We start from the raw sequence: 19,439 nt of genomic DNA, 5'->3' as shown, positions 1-19,439 counted from the left end.
TGGCGCACCGCTTATGTAATGGGCTAAAAGGCGCTTTTCACCCTGTTTGCCAAGCGGAAAATTGCTTTTCCGCAATTTCGTCCGGTCGTTCCGCTCAGGCCGCTTGCCCGGGCATCCGTCGTCTTGCTGCTACCTTTGCAAAGACCGCGGCGCAACGGTCGATATCAGCCTGTGTCGTGCCCTCGCCGATCGAGATCCGAAGTGCGCCCTGGCGCGGATCGTAACCCATCGCCGTCAGCACGTGGCTCTGCCCGACCTTGCCCGAGGAGCAGGCCGAACCCGCCGACAACGCCACGCCTTCCAGATCGAAGGCGATCTGTCCGGTTTCGGCCTTGAGGCCAGGAAGCGTGAAGAAGGTCGTGTTGCCAACGCGCGAAACGTCGCGGCCGTGAATGACGACGTCCGCCGCGGCCGCAAGCATGTCGGCTTCGAGCTTGTCGCGCAGCGCGCCGACATGGCTCATGCGCTGGCCGACACCTTCGCCTGCCTTCCTGGCGGCTGCGGCAAAGCCTGCAATCGAGACCGTATTTTCCGTGCCCGAGCGGTGTCCCTTCTCCTGTCCGCCGCCGCGGATCAGCGGCGCGGGCATCATGACCTCGCCGCGCGCCACCAGAGCGCCAGCACCTTTCGGGCCACCGATCTTGTGCGAGGAGATGATCAGGAAATCGGCGCCGAGGTCTTCGATGGAAAGCGGCAGTCTGCCGGCAGCCTGCACCGCATCGACGACGAGAATGCCGCCATGAGGGCGGACGATCTCGGCGATCTCGGCGACCGGCTGGATGATGCCCGTTTCGTTATTGACCAGCATGACGGCAACCATCGGCAAGCCGAGCTGGCGGTCGTGCGCCGTCAGCAGGTCACGCAACGCCGGGAGATCGACGACGCCATCCGATGTCACCGGGATTTCGCTGAGCGCTTCACGCGGGAAGCGCCCGCCTTCGCGCACCGCCGGATGTTCGATCGACGAGGCATAGAGCCGGCCGATCTTCAGCGGCGTGCGACCCATGCGGAAATCGGGCGTTAGCACCAGGTTGGCCGCTTCCGTGGCGCCGCTGGTAAAGATGACGCTGCCGGGCTTGGCGCCGCAGAGCAACGCCACGTCGCGACGCGCATTTTCGACGAGCGTGCGCAATGCGCGGCCCTCGCCGTGAACGGAAGAAGGGTTGCCGAGAAGGTCGAGCGCCGACAGGCAAGCCTCGCGCGCTTCCGGTAGAAGCGGCGCCGTGGCGTTCCAGTCCATATAGATGCGCGAACTCGACATGATTTCCTTCGCTAGATCAACAGGTCACAAGCCCGCAACCTCTGGCGATGCATTTTCCTTGAATTTTCCGCGCCGCTTGCCTTATGAGACGAAGCACAAGGCGGAATGCCCGCACAGAAGTTTTGAACGGTTCTAAACTAGGTTTTAGAAAAGCTGACTGCTTTCGTCAAGACTCATCGCGATCTGAACCCAAGATTCGAACCAGGAACACTCCCGGAGAGCCAATGCCCGAAATCATCTTCAACGGACCCGCCGGCCGCCTCGAAGGCCGTTATCAGCCTTCGAAGCAGAAGAGCGCGCCGATCGCCATCATCCTGCACCCGCACCCGCAGTTCGGTGGCACGATGAACAACCAGATCGTCTACCAGCTCTTCTACATGTTCCAGAAGCGCGGCTTCACGACGCTCCGGTTCAATTTCCGCGGCATCGGCCGCAGCCAGGGCGAATTCGACCATGGCGCCGGCGAGCTCTCGGACGCAGCCTCGGCGCTCGACTGGGTGCAGAGCCTGCATCCGGATTCGAAGAGCTGCTGGGTCGCCGGCTACTCCTTCGGCGCCTGGATCGGCATGCAGCTCCTGATGCGCCGCCCGGAAATCGAAGGCTTCATGGCCGTCGCTCCGCAGCCGAACATCTACGACTTCTCGTTCCTGGCGCCCTGCCCGTCCTCTGGCCTGATCATCAACGGCGATTCCGACAAGGTCGCGCCGGAAAAGGACGTCAACGGTCTCGTCGAGAAGCTGAAGGCCCAGAAGGGCATTCTCATCACCCACAAGACCGTGCCGGGCGCCAACCACTTCTTCAATGGCCAGGTCGAGGGCCTGATGGGCGAATGCGAGGACTACCTCGACCGTCGCCTCAACGGCGAACTGACGCCGGAGCCGGCCGCCAAGCGCATCCGCTAAAGACCCGGACAAAAGTACAGAAACGCCGCGTACCCCTTCGGGTGCGCGGCTTTTTTTATGGACAAATGCGCCCAGTGGTCGTGCGCCTGTGGGCCGCGATAGGGCTCACCCGAGAGGGTGAGTTTCAGCGCCGTGCGATCGGCGTATAGTGCAAGTCTAGGCTGTTGGGCGGGGCAGAGCCGAGCGGCGTTCACAGGAGGGGAGCCATGTCGCAGGTGTCGAATGGGTCGGCGTCTTCGCCGAGGTGGCTAACCCTGCCCGCCACTCCACAGCTTCCGGCCGGCGGTCAAGAGGGTGTTGTCGAGGTCGCGGACGCCAAGATCTGGTATGCGGTCTACGGTTCGGGCGCTCCCGTCATTCTACTCCATGGCGGGCTCGGCAACTCCGACTATTGGGGGCTTCAGGTCGCCGAGCTTGCCAAGACCTATGAGGTCATCGTGATGGACAGCCGCGGCCACGGACGCAGCTCCCGGGGTAGCGGGAGCATGAGCTATGATCTGATGGCAGGTGATGTCATGGCACTGATGGCGCACCTGACCTTGCCGAAGGCGTCCATTGTCGGCTGGAGTGACGGCGCGATTATCGGGCTCCTGCTGGCGATTCGACATCCGGACCTCATCGCCGGTGTCTTTTCCTTCGGGGCGAACAGCAATCCGTCCGGAACACACGATCTGTCCAAAAGCGCAGTCTTCAACGCCTATATCGCGCGAACGGGCGAAGAGTATGCCCTGCGGTCGTCAACGCCAGGGGGATTTACGCTCTTCTTCGACGAGATGAATGCGATGTGGACGTCGCAGCCGAACATTACCGCCAGCGACCTTCAGAAAATCCGGATCCCTGTCTGGGTGGTGGACGGGGACCATGAGGAAGCCATCAAACGCGAAGACACGCTGTTCATCGCCGACAACATTCCGGGTGCCGGCCTGTTGATTCAGCCTGAGGTCAGCCATTTTTCGCTGCTTCAGAACCCGCCCCAGTTCACCGAAGACATCCTCCGGTTTCTCCGAGAGAAATGCATCACCTAGACGCCAGTCGCTTATGATCGCCCGATCCAGTGCGGAACGCTGGGATTGACGACCGTGGTCGGTGCTTCGGCGCATTCGACGCGGTTGCGACCGTTGGCTTTCGCCGTGTAAAGCGCCTCGTCGGCGCGCTGTATCACGGGCTCCAGCGCCTCACCGGTACCGACGGCCGTGACGCCGAAGCTTGCCGTCACCCGTGCGGCTTCCGGAAGGCCGCCGATCTGCTGGGACATGATCGCTGCACGCATGCCATGAGCGACGACGCGCGCTTCCGACAGATCCGTGCAGGGCAGATATACCGCGAACTCTTCACCGCCGAGACGGCCGGCCACGGCGCGGTTCGGCATGACGTCCATCAGCACCCGGGCGAACCGGCGAATGACTTCGTCGCCCGTGAGGTGGCCGTAGGTGTCGTTGACCAGCTTGAAGCGATCGAGATCGGCAAGGATGAGTGTGCCGGGTGTCTGGGTGGCGCGGGCGTGCAGCAGCGGCATGACCCGCTCGATGAAGCCACGGCGGTTGTAGAGGCCGGAGAGCAGGTCGATTTCCGAGCGCGCCTGCGCGTCGTCGACGATCTCCTTGACCATCACGCCGAGCATGGCAAGGCCGGCGCCGACAATGAGGATCGCACCGAACGCCTGCGAGATGAGCGCGAAGGGGCTGGAAACGTAGTCCTGGGCCGTTGCGCCAGAGCCGGCGACGACCGCGGCATAGATCTTCACGAAGTAATAGGCGGCCGAGAGCGCCAGCAGGCCGAACAGCAGCCAGTCAAAGAAGGTGCGGCGGCCGGAACGCAGGACGACCGATGCCGTCCAGGCCTGGATCACGACAAAAGGCGCCTGGTACGGGATGGCATGCTGCCAGGTGCCTCTGGGCAGGTCGTAGATCGCCAGGTCCAGGCAAACGCCAGCAACGAAGAAGGCGCCGAGCAACGGCAGGCGCACCGGCACCTGATAGAAAAGGCCGAGGCCAAACCGCAGGAGACAGAAGCCGCCGAGTACGCAGGCAAAGGCACTGATGGCAAAGAGCTGCGGCGTTGAGGAAAAAGGAACGATGGCTTCGCAGACGGCTGCAAGCGAGGCGACGGCAAATCCGGCGGCGCACCAGAGCGCTGCACGCCGCTGCCGGCTCTTTGCGGCAATGATGAGAAATGCGGCTGTGAAGATCTGCGCGATGATGAAATTCACGGCCAGCAGAGAAATCGCACCACCCATCTAAGAACCCGAAACCCTCGTGCGGCACCAAGCCGCTCCTCGCCACCTCCTGTGGCAGCGGCTGAGATCCTAATTCGCTGTTGCGAAAATTTGATTAATCCGTCCGGGTGACGAACTCATGGCGAAACGCGAGATCAACTTTAAGTTTTCGCCGCGCGCCGGCCGCCGCTGACTGGCTGCCGCACGCCCGTCGTTCCCGGATAGGTGAGCGGCAAACCGCGCAAGGAGCGAACGGCGAGATACGCCCAAGCCTCGGCCTCCATCGAATCGCCGTTGAAGCCCACGGCTTCCGCCGCAAGGACCGTTGCGGCCTCTTCCTCGGCAAGTAAAGCGAGGTCGCGCATGATCACCGGATTGAGCCGCCCGCCGCCGCAGACGACATAGGTGGCCGGCCGCTGCGGCAGGTGCCCGGCCGACTTGATGATAGCTGCCGCCGTGACATGGGCTAGCGTGCGGGCACCGTCGGCGAGACCAGCGTCGCTTCCAACCGGCGGTGCAAAATCGTTCCGGTCCAGCGAGCGGCGCGTGGTCGCGGTGAAGAAGGCATTGGAGAGATAGCGCTCGGCAAGCGCCGGCAGCACCGTTCCCTCGCTGGCGATCATGCCACCCTGGTCGAAGGGAATGCCCGCATGCGCCTCGACCCACTGGTCGATCAGCGTGTTGCCGGGGCCGCTGTCATAGGCGATGAGCGTCTCGCCTTCGCCAATGAAGGTCAGGTTGGAAATGCCCCCGATGTTGACGAAGACAACCGGGGCTGCAAGGCCGGCCGCGCCACGCGCCAGTGCCGCGTGGTAGGCGGGGATCAGCGGGGCGCCCTGCCCGCCATGTTGCATGTCGTTGGCGCGCATGTCGTAGACGACGTCGATGCCCGTTTCTCCGGCAAGCAGCACACCGTCGCCGATCTGTACCGTCAGAGCCTCGTCGGGGCGATGCAGCACGGTCTGCCCGTGAAAGCCGAGCACGTCGATATCCGCCGCAGACAGGCTGTTCTGCTTGAGGAAGGTCTTGACCGCTTCTGCGTGTCGCAGCGTCAGGTCGCGCTCAAGCGCATCAAGGGCGCCCGGCCTTTGGTCGCGTTGCGTGATCGCCTTCGCGTCGACCAGTCCCTGTTTCAAGCGATCCCGAAAACGCGCATCGTAGAGAAAGCCGGCGGATGGGCCGCGCTCGACGACGGTCTCCCCATCCGTTCGAAGCAGGGCGACGTCGATGCCGTCCATGCTTGTGCCACTCATCAGGCCGATCGCGGTTCTTGTCTGTGTCATGCGGGTCAATATTTCCAGAATCACTTTTGAAGTGATTATGCGCAAAAACAGTGCTAAACGCCCGTTCGTTCAAAAACTCCCCCCGCAAGAGAGACAGATCATGTCCGGTTTCAAGTCCGATTTCCTTCACACCCTCAGCGAGCGTGGCTTCATCCACCAGATCTCCGACGAGACTGGCCTGGACGAACTGTTCCGCAAGGAAACCGTGACGGCCTATATCGGCTTCGACCCGACGGCGCCGAGCCTGCATGCCGGCGGCCTGATCCAGATCATGATGCTGCACTGGATGCAGGCGACCGGTCACCGGCCGATCTCGCTGATGGGCGGTGGCACCGGCATGGTCGGCGACCCGTCCTTCAAGGATGAGGCACGCCAGCTGATGACGCCGGCGACGATCGACGCCAACATCGCCAGCATCAAGACGGTGTTCTCCAATTACCTCAACTACGGCGAGGGCCCGAAGGACGCGTTGATGATCAACAACGCCGACTGGCTGCTTGGCATCAATTACCTCGAATTCCTGCGCGATGTCGGCCGGCACTTCTCGGTCAACCGCATGCTGTCCTTCGACAGCGTCAAGACGCGGCTTGATCGCGAGCAGTCGCTGTCGTTCCTTGAATTCAACTACATGATCCTGCAGGCCTACGACTTCGTCGAGCTGCATAAGCGCACCGGCTGCCGTCTGCAGATGGGCGGCTCGGACCAGTGGGGCAACATCATCAACGGCATCGACCTCGGCCACCGCATGGGCACCGAGCAGCTTTACGCGCTGACCTCGCCGCTTCTGACGACTTCGTCGGGCGCCAAGATGGGCAAGTCGGTCAACGGCGCCATTTGGCTGAACCCGGACATGCTGTCGGCCTATGATTTCTGGCAGTACTGGCGCAACACCGAGGATGCCGACGTCACGCGCTTCCTCAAGCTCTATACGACGCTTCCGATGGCCGAGATCGCCCGCCTTTCGCAGCTTGGTGGCTCGGAGATCAACGAGGTCAAGAAGATCCTGGCGACGGAAATCACCGCCATGCTGCACGGCCGCCCGGCCGCCGAGCAGGCGGCGGAGACCGCCCGCAAGACCTTCGAGGAAGGCGCGCTTGCCGCCGACCTGCCGTCGGTCGACATCCCGACCGCCGAACTCGAAGCCGGCCTCGGCCTGCTGACGCTGATCGTGCGCGCAGGCCTTGCCGCCTCCAACGGCGAAGCCCGTCGTCATGTCCAGGGCGGTGCCGTCAGGATCAACGATGAAGCTGTCGGCGACGAGCGCCGGGTCATCGGCACCGGCGACGTGACGGCCGACAATGTCGTCAAGCTGTCGCTTGGCAAGAAGAAACACATTCTGGTGCGCCCGGCCTAAACGGGGCGTCAGCCAAGAATGAGAAAGGCCGGCCCTGCAGCGCAGCGCGTCTGTTAAGACGCGCAAAGGTCGCTGTAGAACTTTGAAGTGCTGCATGTTTTGTCCTTAAATCGGCAACGATTTAAGGACAAAACATGCAGTGCGCCGGCCTTTTTTATTGGAACTCGAAGATGCTGCGGAAGACGCCCGGCGCGATGATCGACAAGGGGTTGATCGTCAGCTTCGGCTGGTTGAACGGGCCGTTGAGCTTGAAAGTGATGCCGAGCAGGCCACGGTCGCGACCGTTGCCGAGCAGCACGCCGATCAGAGGCAGTTCGCCGAAGATGCGGTTGAGCCCATAGGCCGGCATGAAGGTGCCGGTCATGTCCATGATGCCGTTGTTGTCGCGCACCGTTCCCTGGAAGGTCGCGCCCACATCCGTCCCGCGCAGCACGCCGCCATCGACGCGGATCGCGCCGCGGTCGAGCGCCAGTTGCGCGAAGCCGCGTTCAAAGCGGGCCGAGCTCACGTCGATGTCGCGGCGCACGGCCTGGTTGAGGCTTCGGCCGTCGGCACCGGTCGGCGTCGATACCATCGATTGCAGGCGCTGCTCGCCAACGAGCTGGAATTTGCGGATATCGACGCTGCCGCGCCACGAACGGCCGCCGCGATCGCGCAGTTTCAGATTGAGCAGGCCGCCGCGCATGTTCTGATAGATATCGGCAAACCGGGCCAGCGCGCCGGCATCGCCCGTGGTCAGTTCCAGCGTGTTGTCGGCGCCGGCCTTGGCGAGCCGGGCAACCAGCGCCTGGCCGCTGCTCGTGACAGCCGAGAGGTTGACGTCCTCGATCTGGCGTCCGCGTTCGCCGTAGACGAGATTGACGTTCGACAGCGACTCGCCGTTGAAGCCGGTGACACGACCAAGCTGAGCCTTGATGGCAATGTCGTCGCCACCACCCTGGTTCTGGTCGCTTCCGGTCTTCAATTGCGCCAGGATCGGCCTGATATCGGCTGCAGCTCCGGAGAGCGACGCCGTGTAGCCGCCCCTGTTGCGGTCGACGGAGACCTTGAAGTCGTCACCCTGCGCCAAGCGGACATTGTCGAGATCCGCAGAGAGAAGACCGCCATCGTCGATCTGCAGTTTGCCGCGCGCACCGAAGCCGTCGCCGGCAAGCGCGAAATTGCTGATCGTTGCGATCTTGCCGTCCATCGAGGACATGAACTGCGCCTCGGCCGGGATCCCGACGCCCTTGCTCCAGCCGATCCAGGGAAGTGAGAGCTGGGCTTTCGTGAGGTCGATCTCTGCCGTCTGCCGGCTCGCCTCGTCGATTGCAACGTCAATCGTGATCGGCCCGGAAACGATCCGAGAAAGACCCGGTATCAGTTTCTGCCAGACACCCTGCTCCAGCGAGCCCGAAATCTCGCGCGAGCGCTTGACGGTCGAACCGGAATCGACCGGTTCCGTCAGCGCGACCTTGACCTTAGCGCCTTCGATGCGGGCATCCGCATCGAGGACCGCCTGCTGATTATCGACCCGGAATGTGCCGACGAGATCCTCCACTGCGCGCCCGAACATGGCCTTCTGGACGGTGACCTTATCGAGCTGCATCTGTACCTGATAGAGCGGCTTCGGCGGCTTCTGATCCGAGATCAGGCCGAAACGGGCGCCCACGACAGCCGTCAAGGGGCCGCTGAAATCTTCCGGCAGCAGGGGGGTCTTTTGCAGCGCCTGGATCGGCTTGTAGCTGACGAGCTCGGCGATCGCATCGGCGTTGCCGCCGACCTCGATCTTCATCTCCGCCATCAGCGGTTTCGTATAGACGTCGGGCAGGATGAAGTCGCCGCCGTTGAGCGCGACCGAGCGTCCCGACGGGAAGAAGGCGGTCCCCTTCTCGATCTCCGCCGTCATCCGCTGGCCGCTCAGCTTGAACTTGCCTGAGGTGTCGCGCAGCGGCGGTATCTCGCCGGTAATGTTGATGCGCGTGTCGTCGATGTCGAAATTGATATTGAGCTCCTGCTCGTCGAGCTTGAGCTCGCCTTCATTGTTGGCGATCCGGCCCTCTGCGACCGACACCTCGATACGGGCATTGGTAACCGTGCCGCCGAAGAGGTTGGCGATCGCCCAGCGGCGCGCGCCCTTGGCGAGCCACCACGGCCACAATTGCTTGACGGCGGTCGCCTCCATGCGATCGCTGACAGAAGCGAAGCTGATCTGTGGCGAGGTCTTGCCGAAGGCGACGGAAAGCGAACCGAACATCGAACCGAGCGGGGTCGACACGGCGAGCTGGTCGAAGATCAACTGGCGCTTGTCCGACACGAAGCGGCCATTTGCCTTGGCATCGAAGATCAGCGGCGCGTCGGCGACGTCTTCCGGGGCGGAGCTTGCATTCTTGAGCAGGAGATCAATGGCAAACCCGGTCTCCGTTGCGCCGGCAATCTTGTCGAGGTCGATGATCGCCCCGGTGAACGGAAAGATCGAACGGCCGATCTTGACCGACGAAGGCAGGATTTCGACGGACGAGCGCTCGAAGTCATAGGCGACGTCCATTTGCGAGGCATTGAGGGTCGAGATGAGGTTGCCTGCGTGGAACTCGCCCTTGGACGTGCGCACCGTTACGCGCAGATCCGGTTTCGCATCGCCGGCGGCCCGCGTCGCCTTCAGCGACAGCCCGGCCGACGCGACGACGCCGAAGGGCGGCTCCGAACCAACCTTGCCATGGTAGAAGAAGGGCGCGAGCGGCAGGTTGGTGATCGACGCTTCGAAGCCGGTCATGTGTCCCTTGTCGCCGAGGGCGTCGGCGCTGAGATCGACCTCCACCTCATCGACGGTGACGCTGCCCTTGACGCTCATCGACCCGCCAGAATCGCGGTTGAACTCGAGCGCCTTGGCGACGACGGGCACGATGCGATCGCGGGAGCCGATGACGGAGAAACTGAAATCCGAGAGCGTGACCTTCTGGCTGCCGCGGCCGGCTGCCATCTGCGACATGCGATCGACGTGCGAGAAGATTGCTTCGAGTGCATCGCCGACGTCGGCAATGCGAATCTTGGTCAGATCGAGCGGCTCGCCGCGCGGCAGCAGCCCGGTATCGAACTCGCCGCCTTCCGCCTCAAGATTGGAGACGGCGATGCGGCCGGTCATCAGCGCCAGCGGGTCGAGCGCGATCGAGATCGCACGCAGCTTGGCAATCGGCTGGCCGGAGGAGGCTTCGCTGAGCGCCACTTCGCGGGCCCTCAGCGCAATCGCGCCGCCTGCGGTCATGCGCACGACGGTGCTGCCGACCTCGGCGCGATAGGTGTCGCCGAGCGCTGCATTGAGTGCGGTGCGGGCGCGCGCATTGAGCGTGCTGTCCATCATTCCGCTTTCGATGACGACGATGAGGATTGCCGCGATGGAAAGCGCGAGCAGCGATATCAGCAGTGCGATCTTGGCGCAGACGCGCGCGGCTCTGTTCTTGCGCGGCGCGTGCACGATCATGGGTTCGTGCGCCTGCGCTGAAGGCAACGCATGCAACGCGACGATGTCTTTCTTGCGAAAGCCGACTTTTTCGCCGCGGATCTCACTCATCAGCGCGGACGTCCTCCGTTCGATACGAGCTTCGTCGCCACCCTTCGTCTCTCACGGTACGGGGCGACCACTTCTCGCTTCTGTAGACCACATGTCATCGTGCCGAGTCACCAAGGGACGCGGGACCATGCTGTGGAAAGCGACCACCTGCGATGGAATTCGCGCGCGCAGGCGATTGCAACGTTTCGTAGCGGCCCATGCCGTCCGAAACCTGTCGAATCTAGCACAAATGCGCTGGACGGCGGTCGACGATTTTCGCTATGCCCAAGAGCATCGCGTGCCCTGTGGCGCGCAAATGGCGCTCGACTACCTTGAGCACTGTACGTTTTGCCCTCTGGTCGGCAAAGACCAATGAAAACATGCAGTAGTGCGCGATTGTCTGCAAAACTTGGCGGAAGGAAGGTTTAATCATGGCAAGACCCGCTCCCGGAGATGTGGCTCCCGACTTCACCCTGCCGCGTGACGGCGGCGGTACGGTTTCGCTCTCGGCCCTGCACGGCCGTCCGGTCGTTCTTTTCTTCTATCCGAAGGACGACACGCAGGCCTGCACGCTCGAGGCGATCTCGTTTTCGGAGCTGGCCGACGAATTCGCCGCAGCCGGCATCGCCCTGATCGGGCTTTCGCCCGATTCGGTGAAGAAGCACGACCGCTTCGCCAAGAAGCACAACCTGACGGTGCCGCTTGCCGCCGACGAAGAGAAGGCAGTGGTCGAAGCCTATGGCGTCTGGGTCGAGAAGATGATGTACGGGCGCAAATATATGGGCGTCGAGCGCAGCACCTTCCTGATTGGCGCCGATGGTGTCGTCGTCAAGGTCTGGGAGAAGGTGAAGGTGGACGGTCACGCCCGCGAGGTCCTCGACGCCGCAAAGGCGATCTGAGGCCGCCGATGAGCGAGTTGCCCGTGTTTCACAGCCTGCGGGGCGGCGCCGTCGAAGCGATCCGCGCCGCGGACCTCGAGGTCAAGACGGCGCTTGCGCAGGAAGCGGCGCGTCGCTGGCAGCGCCGCACGCTGTCGCTGCGCTCGCCGCTCGACCGGCCGGTGCCGGTACGCCCGGGCCGGCCCGACAAGCCGGTGCTGACGCCACCGACCCAGGTCAAACGACGGTCCCTCGGTTCGCTCAAGGGCCGAATCGCCCTCCTCCACTCGATCGCCCATATCGAGTTGAACGCCGTCGATCTCGCCCTTGATATCGTCGCCCGCTTTGCGACCGAGCCGGTGCCCAATTCCTTCTTCGACGGCTGGATGCGCGTCGCCTTCGAAGAGGCGAAACACTTCCGCATGGTCCGTCAGCGGCTGAACGACCTCGGCGCCGACTATGGTGACCTGCCCGCCCATGACGGCCTCTGGCAGGCGGCGCACGATACGCGCAACGACCTGACGGCGCGGCTCGCCGTCGTGCCGCTCATTCTCGAAGCGCGCGGTCTCGATGTGACGCCGGCGCTGCAGGCCAAGATGCGCGAAACCGGCGACTTCGAGAGCGCTGCCGTGCTCGATGTCATCTATGAGGACGAGAAGGGCCACGTCGCCGTTGGCGCCAAATGGTTCCGTTTTCTCTGCGCCCGCGAGAAGAAGGACCCGGCGGCGACCTTCCAGGCGCTGGTGCGCGCCAATTTCCGCGGTCCCCTGAAAGCGCCGTTCAACGACATCGCCCGCGCCGAGGCCGGCCTGACGCCGTCCTTCTACCGCTCGATGACCGCTTCGACCAATCGATAGCGGCCATCACCTTCCCGCAATCTTGCTTACCGATTGTTAACCCTAACAAAGTGTAATGATCCCCAGGTGATGCGAGGCAACGCGCACATGGCGGGAGAGAACGGGTGTCTGGACATCAGGCAAATCGTACCTTTGGAAAACGCAAGCAGAATCACGTCCTGATCCTGGCCAGCGGCGACAAGGTCCGGCACATGACCGTGCGTCCGTGGATGGCGGCGATCGCCGTCTCCTTTGCCGGCGTCTGCAGCATCGGCTATCTCGCGGCCACCTCCTACCTGGTTTTGCGCGACGACCTGATCGGCGGCACGATTGCCCGCCAGGCGCGCATGCAGCACGAATACGAAGACCGGATCACGGCGCTACGGGCGCAGGTGGATCGGGTCACCAGCCGTCAATTGCTTGACCAGCAGGTGGTCGAGGAAAAGGTCGAGAAGCTGCTGCGCCAGCAGATGGCGCTGACCTCGCGCAACGGGAAGCTCGGCGCCCTGGTCGAAAGAGCCGAAAATTCCGGCGTGACGACCGCAACCGACGCGCCGGCGGCCGTCGAGCCGCTTGCCTATGACAAACGCGCCGATGCGAGCAGCAGCGGCAGTGTCAAGGCAATCGAGAAGCTGATGGGGCTGAACGTTGCGCCGGTCGGTGCAGCGGCCGTGCCTGCCCTCGCCTATGCGGCACCCGATGCCGGCGAATCAAGTTCCGACCGGGCTGACCGGATTTTTTCGAAAGTCACGCTCTCGCTGAAGGATGTCGAGCGCGAGCAGATGGCGCGGGTCCAGCAGCTGACGGACGGCGCGGCGAAGACGTCGGGTGCGATTCGCTCGATCGTCGGGCGCACCGGTGTCGACCTGCCCGCCGACGATGTCGCCGAGATGATCCCGATCAATGACATATCCACCTCCACCGACACTGCGATCGGCGGTCCCTTCGTCGAACCCGTGAACGATGACGATTTCGGCCGTTCGCTTGCAGCACTCGATACCGCGCTCCTGGAACTCGACCGCACGCGCGCCGAGGTTCGCAAGCTGCCCTTCGGCAATCCCTCGCCGGCCAGCGACATCACCAGCGATTTTGGCAACCGGCTTGATCCGTTTCTCGGGCGCCTCGCGTTGCATGCCGGCATCGACTTTCGCGCAACGGTCGGCACCCGCATCCGCTCGGCAGCGCCTGGAACGGTGACTAATGCGGGGCTGACCGGCGGCTATGGAAACATGGTCGAAATCGACCACGGCAATGGTGTGGCGACGCGCTACGCCCATCTTTCGACGGTGCTGGTAAAGGCCGGCGACCAGGTGAAGGCTGGCGAAGTCATTGCCAAGTCCGGCAACACCGGGCGCTCCACCGGGCCGCACCTCCACTATGAAATCCGGCTGAACGGCGAGGCCGTGGATCCCATGCGGTTTCTGGATGCGAGCACCAAGCTTGCGAGCTATATGAACTGACGCTGCCGCGCGGTTCTGCTTGACAAGAAATGCGACAGATTCGCCACTATTTACCTTTTACTGCTTCAACGTGCTGGATTTCTTGACTTTCAGCGGCGTTCAGCTTAAGAGCGCGGCCACGTGCTCGTGCGTTTTCCATCGATCGATCAGTGTTCTATTGAACCGGAACGGAAACAGATTTCCCTTTGACCAATTTTGCTGACCTTGGCCTGAGCCAAAAAGTTCTCTCCGCTGTCACCGATGCGGGCTACACAATCCCGACCCCGATCCAGGCTGGCGCCATCCCGCCGGCGCTGCAGCGTCGTGACATTCTGGGCATTGCCCAGACGGGTACCGGCAAGACCGCTTCGTTCGTGCTGCCGATGCTGACGCTGCTCGAAAAGGGCCGCGCCCGTGCGCGCATGCCACGCACGCTCATCCTGGAGCCGACGCGCGAACTCGCTGCACAGGTCGCAGAGAACTTCGACAAGTATGGCAAGAACCACAAGCTCAACATCGCGCTTCTGATCGGCGGCGTGTCCTTCGACGAGCAGGACCGCAAGCTTGAGCGTGGCGCTGACGTGTTGATCTGCACGCCCGGCCGTCTGCTCGACCACTTCGAGCGCGGCAAGCTCTTGATGACCGGCGTAGAAATCCTGGTGATCGACGAAGCCGACCGCATGCTCGACATGGGCTTCATTCCCGATATCGAGCGGATCGCCAAGCTGATCCCGTTCACGCGCCAGACGCTGTTCTTCTCGGCGACCATGCCGCCGGAAATCCAGAAGCTTGCCGATCGCTTCCTGCAGAACCCGGAGCGCGTCGAAGTTGCCCGCCCGTCTTCGACGGCGCAGACCGTAACGCAGCGCTTCGTCGCAGCGCACGCCAAGGACTACGAAAAGCGCGCAGTGCTGCGCGACCTGATTCGTGCCCAGGACGAGCTGAAGAACGCGATCATCTTCTGCAACCGCAAGAAGGACGTCGCCGACCTCTTCCGTTCGCTCGACCGTCACGGCTTCTCCGTCGGCGCTCTGCATGGCGACATGGACCAGCGCTCGCGCATGACGATGCTGGCCAACTTCAAGGACGGCAACATCAAGCTGCTCGTCGCCTCGGACGTTGCTGCTCGTGGTCTCGACATCCCCGATGTCAGCCACGTCTTCAACTTCGACGTTCCGATCCACGCGGAAGACTACGTCCACCGCATCGGCCGTACCGGCCGTGCCGGCCGCTCGGGCGCTTCCTTCACGCTGGTGACCAAGCGCGACACGAAATTCTCCGACGCCATTGAAAAGCTGATCGGCCAGAAGGTCGAATGGCTGAACGGCGACCTTTCCAATCTGCCTGAGCCGATGGAAAGCCACGACACCGGCCGCCGCGAACGCGGCCGTGATGGCCGCAAGGACCGGAAAAAAGATGGGGATCGCGGCTCGAGGGGCCGTTCCGATCATAAATCCGATACCGTGCGCGCCGATAGTGAGGCCGAAATTGAAACAGTCGTGGAAAGGGCGGAATCGGTGAAACCGGCACGCAGCGCAGAGAACAAGCAGGCACAGAACAATCGCGGCGATCGTCCGGTGCGTGCATCGAACCCTGCCAACGACGACAATCGCGACCGCCGCAACCGCCACCGCCGCGACTATGACGACGGCCCGACGCCGGTCGGTTTCGGCGACGAAATCCCCGCCTTCATGCTGATTGCCGGCAAGGCCTGATCCGAACGGATGGGCCAGCCAGGCATCGATTTTCCGGGCTTTGGCTGCGGACTTGTCGTCGTGCGCGATGGCAAGATCCTGCTTTACAGGCGCTTGAAGGCGCCTGAGGCCGGTTACTGGAACATCGTCGGCGGCAAGGTCGACCACATGGAGCGCTCGGAAGCTGCGGCCCGACGCGAGGCCGAAGAAGAAAGCGGCCTCAAGATCCGGTCGAGCGAATTCCTTTGCCTGAGCGAACAGGTGATCGAAGCCGATCGCCAGCACTGGATCTCGATGATCTATGTGACCCGGGATTTCTCCGGCGAGCCGCAACTCGTCGAGCCGGACAAGCTTTCCGAATTCGGCTGGTTCAGCCTCGACGCCCTGCCCCAACCGCTGTCGCGTTTTACCGCCGATGCTGCTGAGGCCTTGCGCAAGCAGGAACACGGCGTCGCCGCATAGCTTGGCGGCGATTGGCCAAATCGCTGCCGGCGTTCATCGGGCGCGTCTCATTTCGCAATTTTTCGGGTGCCGCTGTCGGAGGAACAACCGTCTTCCGAACGCAATGCCTAGTGGCGTGTGACGCCGGAAGCGAAAATCCTCTGCAGAAACGGGCCGAGCACCCTTTGTGATTCGTCACGCGGGATGCGGTGCCCGCAGTCGAACACCTTGAGATCGACGGGCACATCGGCGTCGGACAAGGCTTCGTAAAACGCCTCTGCCTGGGAAACGGGCGCGCGGTCATCATGCCGTCCGTGCAAAAGCAGGATCTCCGACCTGATGTTACCAACATGATGCAAGGCGGAGCGAGCCTTGAAGGCTTCACTGGAAAGCCCGGCTTCCAGTTCTATCGCCTTCCGGATGCCTATTGGAGCGTTGTCGAAAACGCTTTTGAGATCATAGACGCCGCTTGCCGGAGCGACGGTACGAAGGTCGGATAGCTGTGCTGCGACCATAGCCGCAGCGACCGCGCCGCGGCTGTTTCCATAGAGAACGATTCGGTCCGGATCGATTGCGGGGTGCTCTCTCAGAAAGGCGACGGCAGCAATGATGGCTTGCTGCGTTCGGGAGCCACAGAAATCCGCAGGCCCGTCCGTGTCGCCGAACCCTGGCTGGGAAACCGCCGCCGTCACAATGTTCAGTCGGGACGAAAGCCGCAGGAGAGCGCCGCTGTCGACGAATTCGCTTGCGCCGAGACGACGTCCGCCCTGGTTGCCATGGACAAGCAGAATCGCACCCGTTGGCGCGGTTCCGATGGCAGACGCCTGGAACAGTTCAACGGCCGTTCCGTCACCTTGCGGGATCATGTGTCGTGTGACTGGCATTGCTGGGCCCACTCGACGTCACCGAGGCGCGCGGGTGGGCGGCGCGGTGATCTGTATTTCATCTGAGGCCACCCATATGTTGGGCGGCCTACTTCCGGGAGCGTAGCGCCGCCTCATAGGCAAGCCGCACCCAGCGCGCCATCTCGTCCGGATCGTCGAATGCGTCGTCCGGAATGCTCCAATAGGGCATCTTCACCGGCTTGCCCTTGCCGTCATAGGCCCATTGCCGCGAACCGGCGGCCTCGAGCGCGGGCGCTGTTTGTTCGTCGCCCTTGAGCAGGATTTCGCCGTCGACCTCAAGCGCGAAGATCACGCCCTCGCAGTAGATGCCCTTGCCGCCGAACATCCGCTTGATGGTCACCGGCCCGAGGACTTCGAACATCTCTTCGATTGCGGCATTATCCACGCGTCTGCTCCTCCAAGATACCGCCAGCGGCGACGATCTGTTCCGGCGTATCGAGATCGAGGCGCGCCGCGGCGCCGAGTTCGACATCGATGACCGGCAGGCCGCTCTTTTCGATGATGTGCCTTGCGCCAACGTCTCCGAGCAACTGCCGGATCGCCGAAAATGTCTGACGCGGCAGGATCACCGGATTGCCGCGCTGCCCGCCGGCGGTCGCCCGGATGATCGAGCGGCCGCCCTCGGCGACGAAACGCTCGATGAGCCGGCGCAGGTCGTCGCCGGTAATCCCGGGCATGTCCGCCAACATGACCAGCATGCCGGCCGCCCGCGTCCCAATTGCTGAAAGCCCCGCTGTTAGCGAGGAGGCCATGCCCGAGATGTAGTCCGGATTGGAGACGAATGTCACCGTCAGCCCTTGCAGCGCGTGGCGGATGTCGGCCTCGCGGTGGCCGGTCACAACGCTGACCCTGCCCGGCGCGGCCGTGAGCGCGGCTTCGACGCTGCGGCGCACGAGCGGCACGCCGTCGAAGGTGGCGAGAAGTTTGTGTCCGCCGGCCGCACCCATCCGGCTGGCCCGGCCGGCGGCCAGAACGACGACAGAAACCGAGGACAATGACAACTCCGTTGCAGTGTCGCGTGGCTGCGGCCGGGTCGGGATTTCGCTCAATAGGCCGCCGACCCCAAGTCCGGTAATATCGTCGAAGCTCGGCCACTCGCCGGCAAGGATGCGGTCGAGGATCCAGTCGAAGCCGTTCTCGCGCGGGCTGCGGGCGCAACCGGGCGCACCGATGACCGGCGTCTCGCCGACCCGGCCGAGAACGAGAAGATTGCCGGGATCAACAGGCATTCCGACGTGATCGACCACGCCGCCGGCCCGCCGGATTGCTGCGGGAATGACGTCGTCTGGATCGGCAACCGCCGACGCGCCGAAGACGACAAGCAGGTCGTGCGTTTCTCGCATTTCGGCAATCGCCGTCGCAACGGCGGCCTCGCTGTGCGCGACGCGCCGTTCTGTGAGGAGTTCGCTTCCGGCCTGTCGCAGTCGTGCTGCGAGGATGGCATGTGTCTTGTCCATCACCTGCGGTTTGAGGTTCGGCAACTCCGTTGCTATCAATGCCGTGCGCCGCGCCGCGAACGGCTTGACCTCGAAGGCGCGATGGTCGCGCAGCAGCCTTTCCGCCTGCTCGACGAAGGCGCCGGCGACCGCAAGCGGGATGATCTTGATCGTCGCGACCATATCGCCGGGCTGCACCGGCGCATGGTCGGCGAGACAGGCGAAGGTGATGGACGGATCTATGCGGTTCAACCGATCGACGATTTCGCGGCTCGCAACGAAGAGACCGGCGACTTCGGAATAGACATTGACGCGGCCGGTCGCAGCCCGCGAAAACCGGAGATGATCGGGGGCGATGGCCGCGGCAATGCGCGTGGCCGCCTCGTCTTCCGGGAAATCGCCGGCATCAAGCCGCGCAACCACAACCGCATCGACGCCGGCAGCGATCAAAGCGGCGATGTCGGCGGCGGTGAGCCGGTGCCCCTTCGGAAACCTGAGATCGCCGGCCTTCACCGCATGCGCGAGCATGGCGCCCTCTGCTTCCGCGACCTTGATCGGTCCGAACCTCATGCTCCACTCCCCGCGGCGCCAACGTCACGCCGTCGCAGCGCCTCGATGATTTCAGCGAGGATCGCAACCGCGATTTCGGCCGGACTTGCTGCGCCGATATCGAGACCGATCGGCGCTCGGATGCGGGCCATGTCGGCATCGGCGACCCCCGCATGTCGCAGCCTTTCGATCCGCGTGGCGTGGGTCTTGCGGCTGCCGAGTGCACCGACATAGAAGCAACCGACCGACAATGCCGCCTGGATCGGTCGGTCGTCGATCTTCGGGTCGTGCGTCACGGCGGCAAGGGCTGTGAAGCGGTCGAGCGGTTTGAGTTTCAGGGCATCCTCCGGCCATTCGGCGATGAGGTCGACACCGGCAAAACGTTCCGGCGTGGCGAAGGCCGTGCGCGGATCGATGATGGTCATGTCGAAACCGGCAACGGGCGCAAGCTGCGCCAGGGCCTGCGAAATGTGCACCGCGCCGATGACGATGATGCGCGGCGGCGGCAGATAGACGTTGAGGAAGAAGGCGCCCTGCCCGGTCTCGACGATGCCGGCCCGGCCGGATCGCAGCGCACGGGCAACGGCTTCGCGCCAGGGGTCGGGACAGTCGTCGCCTTCGAGGTGGACGCGGATGTCGCCGGCAAGATCGCTGACGGTGACGGCGGCACGGCGGGCCGCGCGCGCAAGGTTGAGTTTTTCCAGGATCGCCCGTTCCATT

17 protein-coding genes are annotated in these 19,439 nt (G+C 63.4%); 9 read left to right on the top strand and 8 right to left on the bottom strand.

Going from position 1 to position 19,439, the window contains the following annotated elements:
• Window positions 1–94: 94 nt before the first annotated feature.
• Window positions 95–1,261, bottom strand: coding sequence for a cysteine desulfurase family protein (locus OKW20_RS13795; protein ID WP_429172969.1), 1,167 nt, complete (start codon window positions 1,259–1,261; stop codon window positions 95–97).
• A 224-nt stretch (window positions 1,262–1,485) separates the two neighbouring features.
• Between OKW20_RS13795 and OKW20_RS13790 the strand changes: the two genes are divergently transcribed.
• Together OKW20_RS13790 and OKW20_RS13785 are read left to right on the top strand one after the other, a co-directional pair.
• Window positions 1,486–2,163 carry an alpha/beta hydrolase gene (locus OKW20_RS13790; RefSeq protein WP_043614433.1) on the top strand — a complete coding sequence of 226 codons (678 nt, stop codon included), beginning with the start codon at window positions 1,486–1,488 and terminating at the stop codon, window positions 2,161–2,163.
• 206 nt (window positions 2,164–2,369) lie between these two features.
• On the top strand, window positions 2,370–3,188 hold the full coding sequence (locus OKW20_RS13785; RefSeq protein WP_429172967.1) for an alpha/beta fold hydrolase: 819 nt from the start codon (window positions 2,370–2,372) through the stop codon (window positions 3,186–3,188).
• Window positions 3,189–3,199: 11 nt separating this feature from the next.
• Here the strand turns inward: OKW20_RS13785 and OKW20_RS13780 are convergent, their stop codons facing one another.
• Together OKW20_RS13780 and OKW20_RS13775 are read right to left on the bottom strand one after the other, a co-directional pair.
• Window positions 3,200–4,399: a diguanylate cyclase gene (locus OKW20_RS13780; protein WP_429172965.1), complete on the bottom strand. Its 1,200-nt coding sequence runs from the start codon at window positions 4,397–4,399 to the stop codon at window positions 3,200–3,202.
• 140 nt (window positions 4,400–4,539) lie between these two features.
• Window positions 4,540–5,661, bottom strand: a complete 1,122-nt coding sequence (locus tag OKW20_RS13775; protein ID WP_429172963.1) for an anhydro-N-acetylmuramic acid kinase — start codon at window positions 5,659–5,661, stop codon at window positions 4,540–4,542.
• A 100-nt stretch (window positions 5,662–5,761) separates the two neighbouring features.
• Here OKW20_RS13775 and tyrS point away from each other — a divergent pair, with 100 nt between their 5' ends.
• Window positions 5,762–7,015: a tyrosine--tRNA ligase gene (gene tyrS, locus OKW20_RS13770; protein WP_429172960.1), complete on the top strand. Its 1,254-nt coding sequence runs from the start codon at window positions 5,762–5,764 to the stop codon at window positions 7,013–7,015.
• Window positions 7,016–7,169: 154 nt separating this feature from the next.
• On the opposite strand, the gene OKW20_RS13765 is transcribed toward tyrS, so the two are convergent.
• Window positions 7,170–10,562 (bottom strand): DUF3971 domain-containing protein, encoded by a 3,393-nt coding sequence (locus OKW20_RS13765; RefSeq protein ID WP_429172959.1) that lies wholly within the window; start codon window positions 10,560–10,562, stop codon window positions 7,170–7,172.
• A gap of 127 nt (window positions 10,563–10,689) precedes the next feature.
• On the opposite strand from OKW20_RS13765, the gene OKW20_RS13760 reads away from it, so the two are divergent.
• From OKW20_RS13760 to OKW20_RS13735, 6 genes are all read left to right on the top strand, one after another.
• The gene (locus OKW20_RS13760) at window positions 10,690–10,917 is read left to right on the top strand and encodes a hypothetical protein (protein WP_156134022.1); all 228 of its coding nucleotides are present in this window, start codon (window positions 10,690–10,692) and stop codon (window positions 10,915–10,917) included.
• 55 nt (window positions 10,918–10,972) lie between these two features.
• A complete protein-coding gene (locus tag OKW20_RS13755) occupies window positions 10,973–11,440 on the top strand; it encodes a peroxiredoxin (RefSeq protein WP_429172957.1) in 468 nt (155 codons plus the stop codon).
• Window positions 11,441–11,448: 8 nt separating this feature from the next.
• Window positions 11,449–12,276, top strand: coding sequence for a ferritin-like domain-containing protein (locus tag OKW20_RS13750; RefSeq protein ID WP_043614454.1), 828 nt, complete (start codon window positions 11,449–11,451; stop codon window positions 12,274–12,276).
• Window positions 12,277–12,380: 104 nt separating this feature from the next.
• Window positions 12,381–13,715, top strand: a complete 1,335-nt coding sequence (locus tag OKW20_RS13745) for a M23 family metallopeptidase (RefSeq protein ID WP_429172955.1) — start codon at window positions 12,381–12,383, stop codon at window positions 13,713–13,715.
• A gap of 185 nt (window positions 13,716–13,900) precedes the next feature.
• Entirely contained in the window at window positions 13,901–15,409 is a 1,509-nt protein-coding gene (locus OKW20_RS13740) for a DEAD/DEAH box helicase (protein WP_043614459.1), read from the top strand.
• Between the two features lie 9 nt (window positions 15,410–15,418).
• Window positions 15,419–15,850: an NUDIX domain-containing protein gene (locus OKW20_RS13735; RefSeq protein ID WP_043614461.1), complete on the top strand. Its 432-nt coding sequence runs from the start codon at window positions 15,419–15,421 to the stop codon at window positions 15,848–15,850.
• 107 nt (window positions 15,851–15,957) lie between these two features.
• Here the strand turns inward: OKW20_RS13735 and OKW20_RS13730 are convergent, their stop codons facing one another.
• From OKW20_RS13730 to OKW20_RS13715, 4 genes are all read right to left on the bottom strand, one after another.
• Complete coding sequence (locus tag OKW20_RS13730; RefSeq protein WP_429172952.1) at window positions 15,958–16,695, bottom strand: alpha/beta hydrolase family protein; 738 nt, start codon at window positions 16,693–16,695, stop codon at window positions 15,958–15,960.
• Between the two features lie 106 nt (window positions 16,696–16,801).
• Complete coding sequence (locus OKW20_RS13725) at window positions 16,802–17,119, bottom strand: TfoX/Sxy family protein (RefSeq protein WP_429172949.1); 318 nt, start codon at window positions 17,117–17,119, stop codon at window positions 16,802–16,804.
• Window positions 17,112–18,740, bottom strand: a complete 1,629-nt coding sequence (locus OKW20_RS13720) for an NTP transferase domain-containing protein (RefSeq protein WP_429172947.1) — start codon at window positions 18,738–18,740, stop codon at window positions 17,112–17,114. The genes OKW20_RS13725 and OKW20_RS13720 overlap by 8 nt, the downstream gene beginning before the upstream one ends.
• Window positions 18,737–19,438 (bottom strand): XdhC family protein, encoded by a 702-nt coding sequence (locus OKW20_RS13715; RefSeq protein WP_429172945.1) that lies wholly within the window; start codon window positions 19,436–19,438, stop codon window positions 18,737–18,739. Before OKW20_RS13715 ends, OKW20_RS13720 begins: the two co-directional genes overlap by 4 nt.
• Window position 19,439: the final 1 nt, after the last annotated feature.

The organism is Ensifer sp. LBL, from assembly GCF_050435225.1.
Lineage (GTDB): Bacteria > Pseudomonadota > Alphaproteobacteria > Rhizobiales > Rhizobiaceae > Ensifer.
Note: the sequence above shows the minus strand (reverse complement) of the source record. Positions and strands in the feature narration are given on the sequence as shown.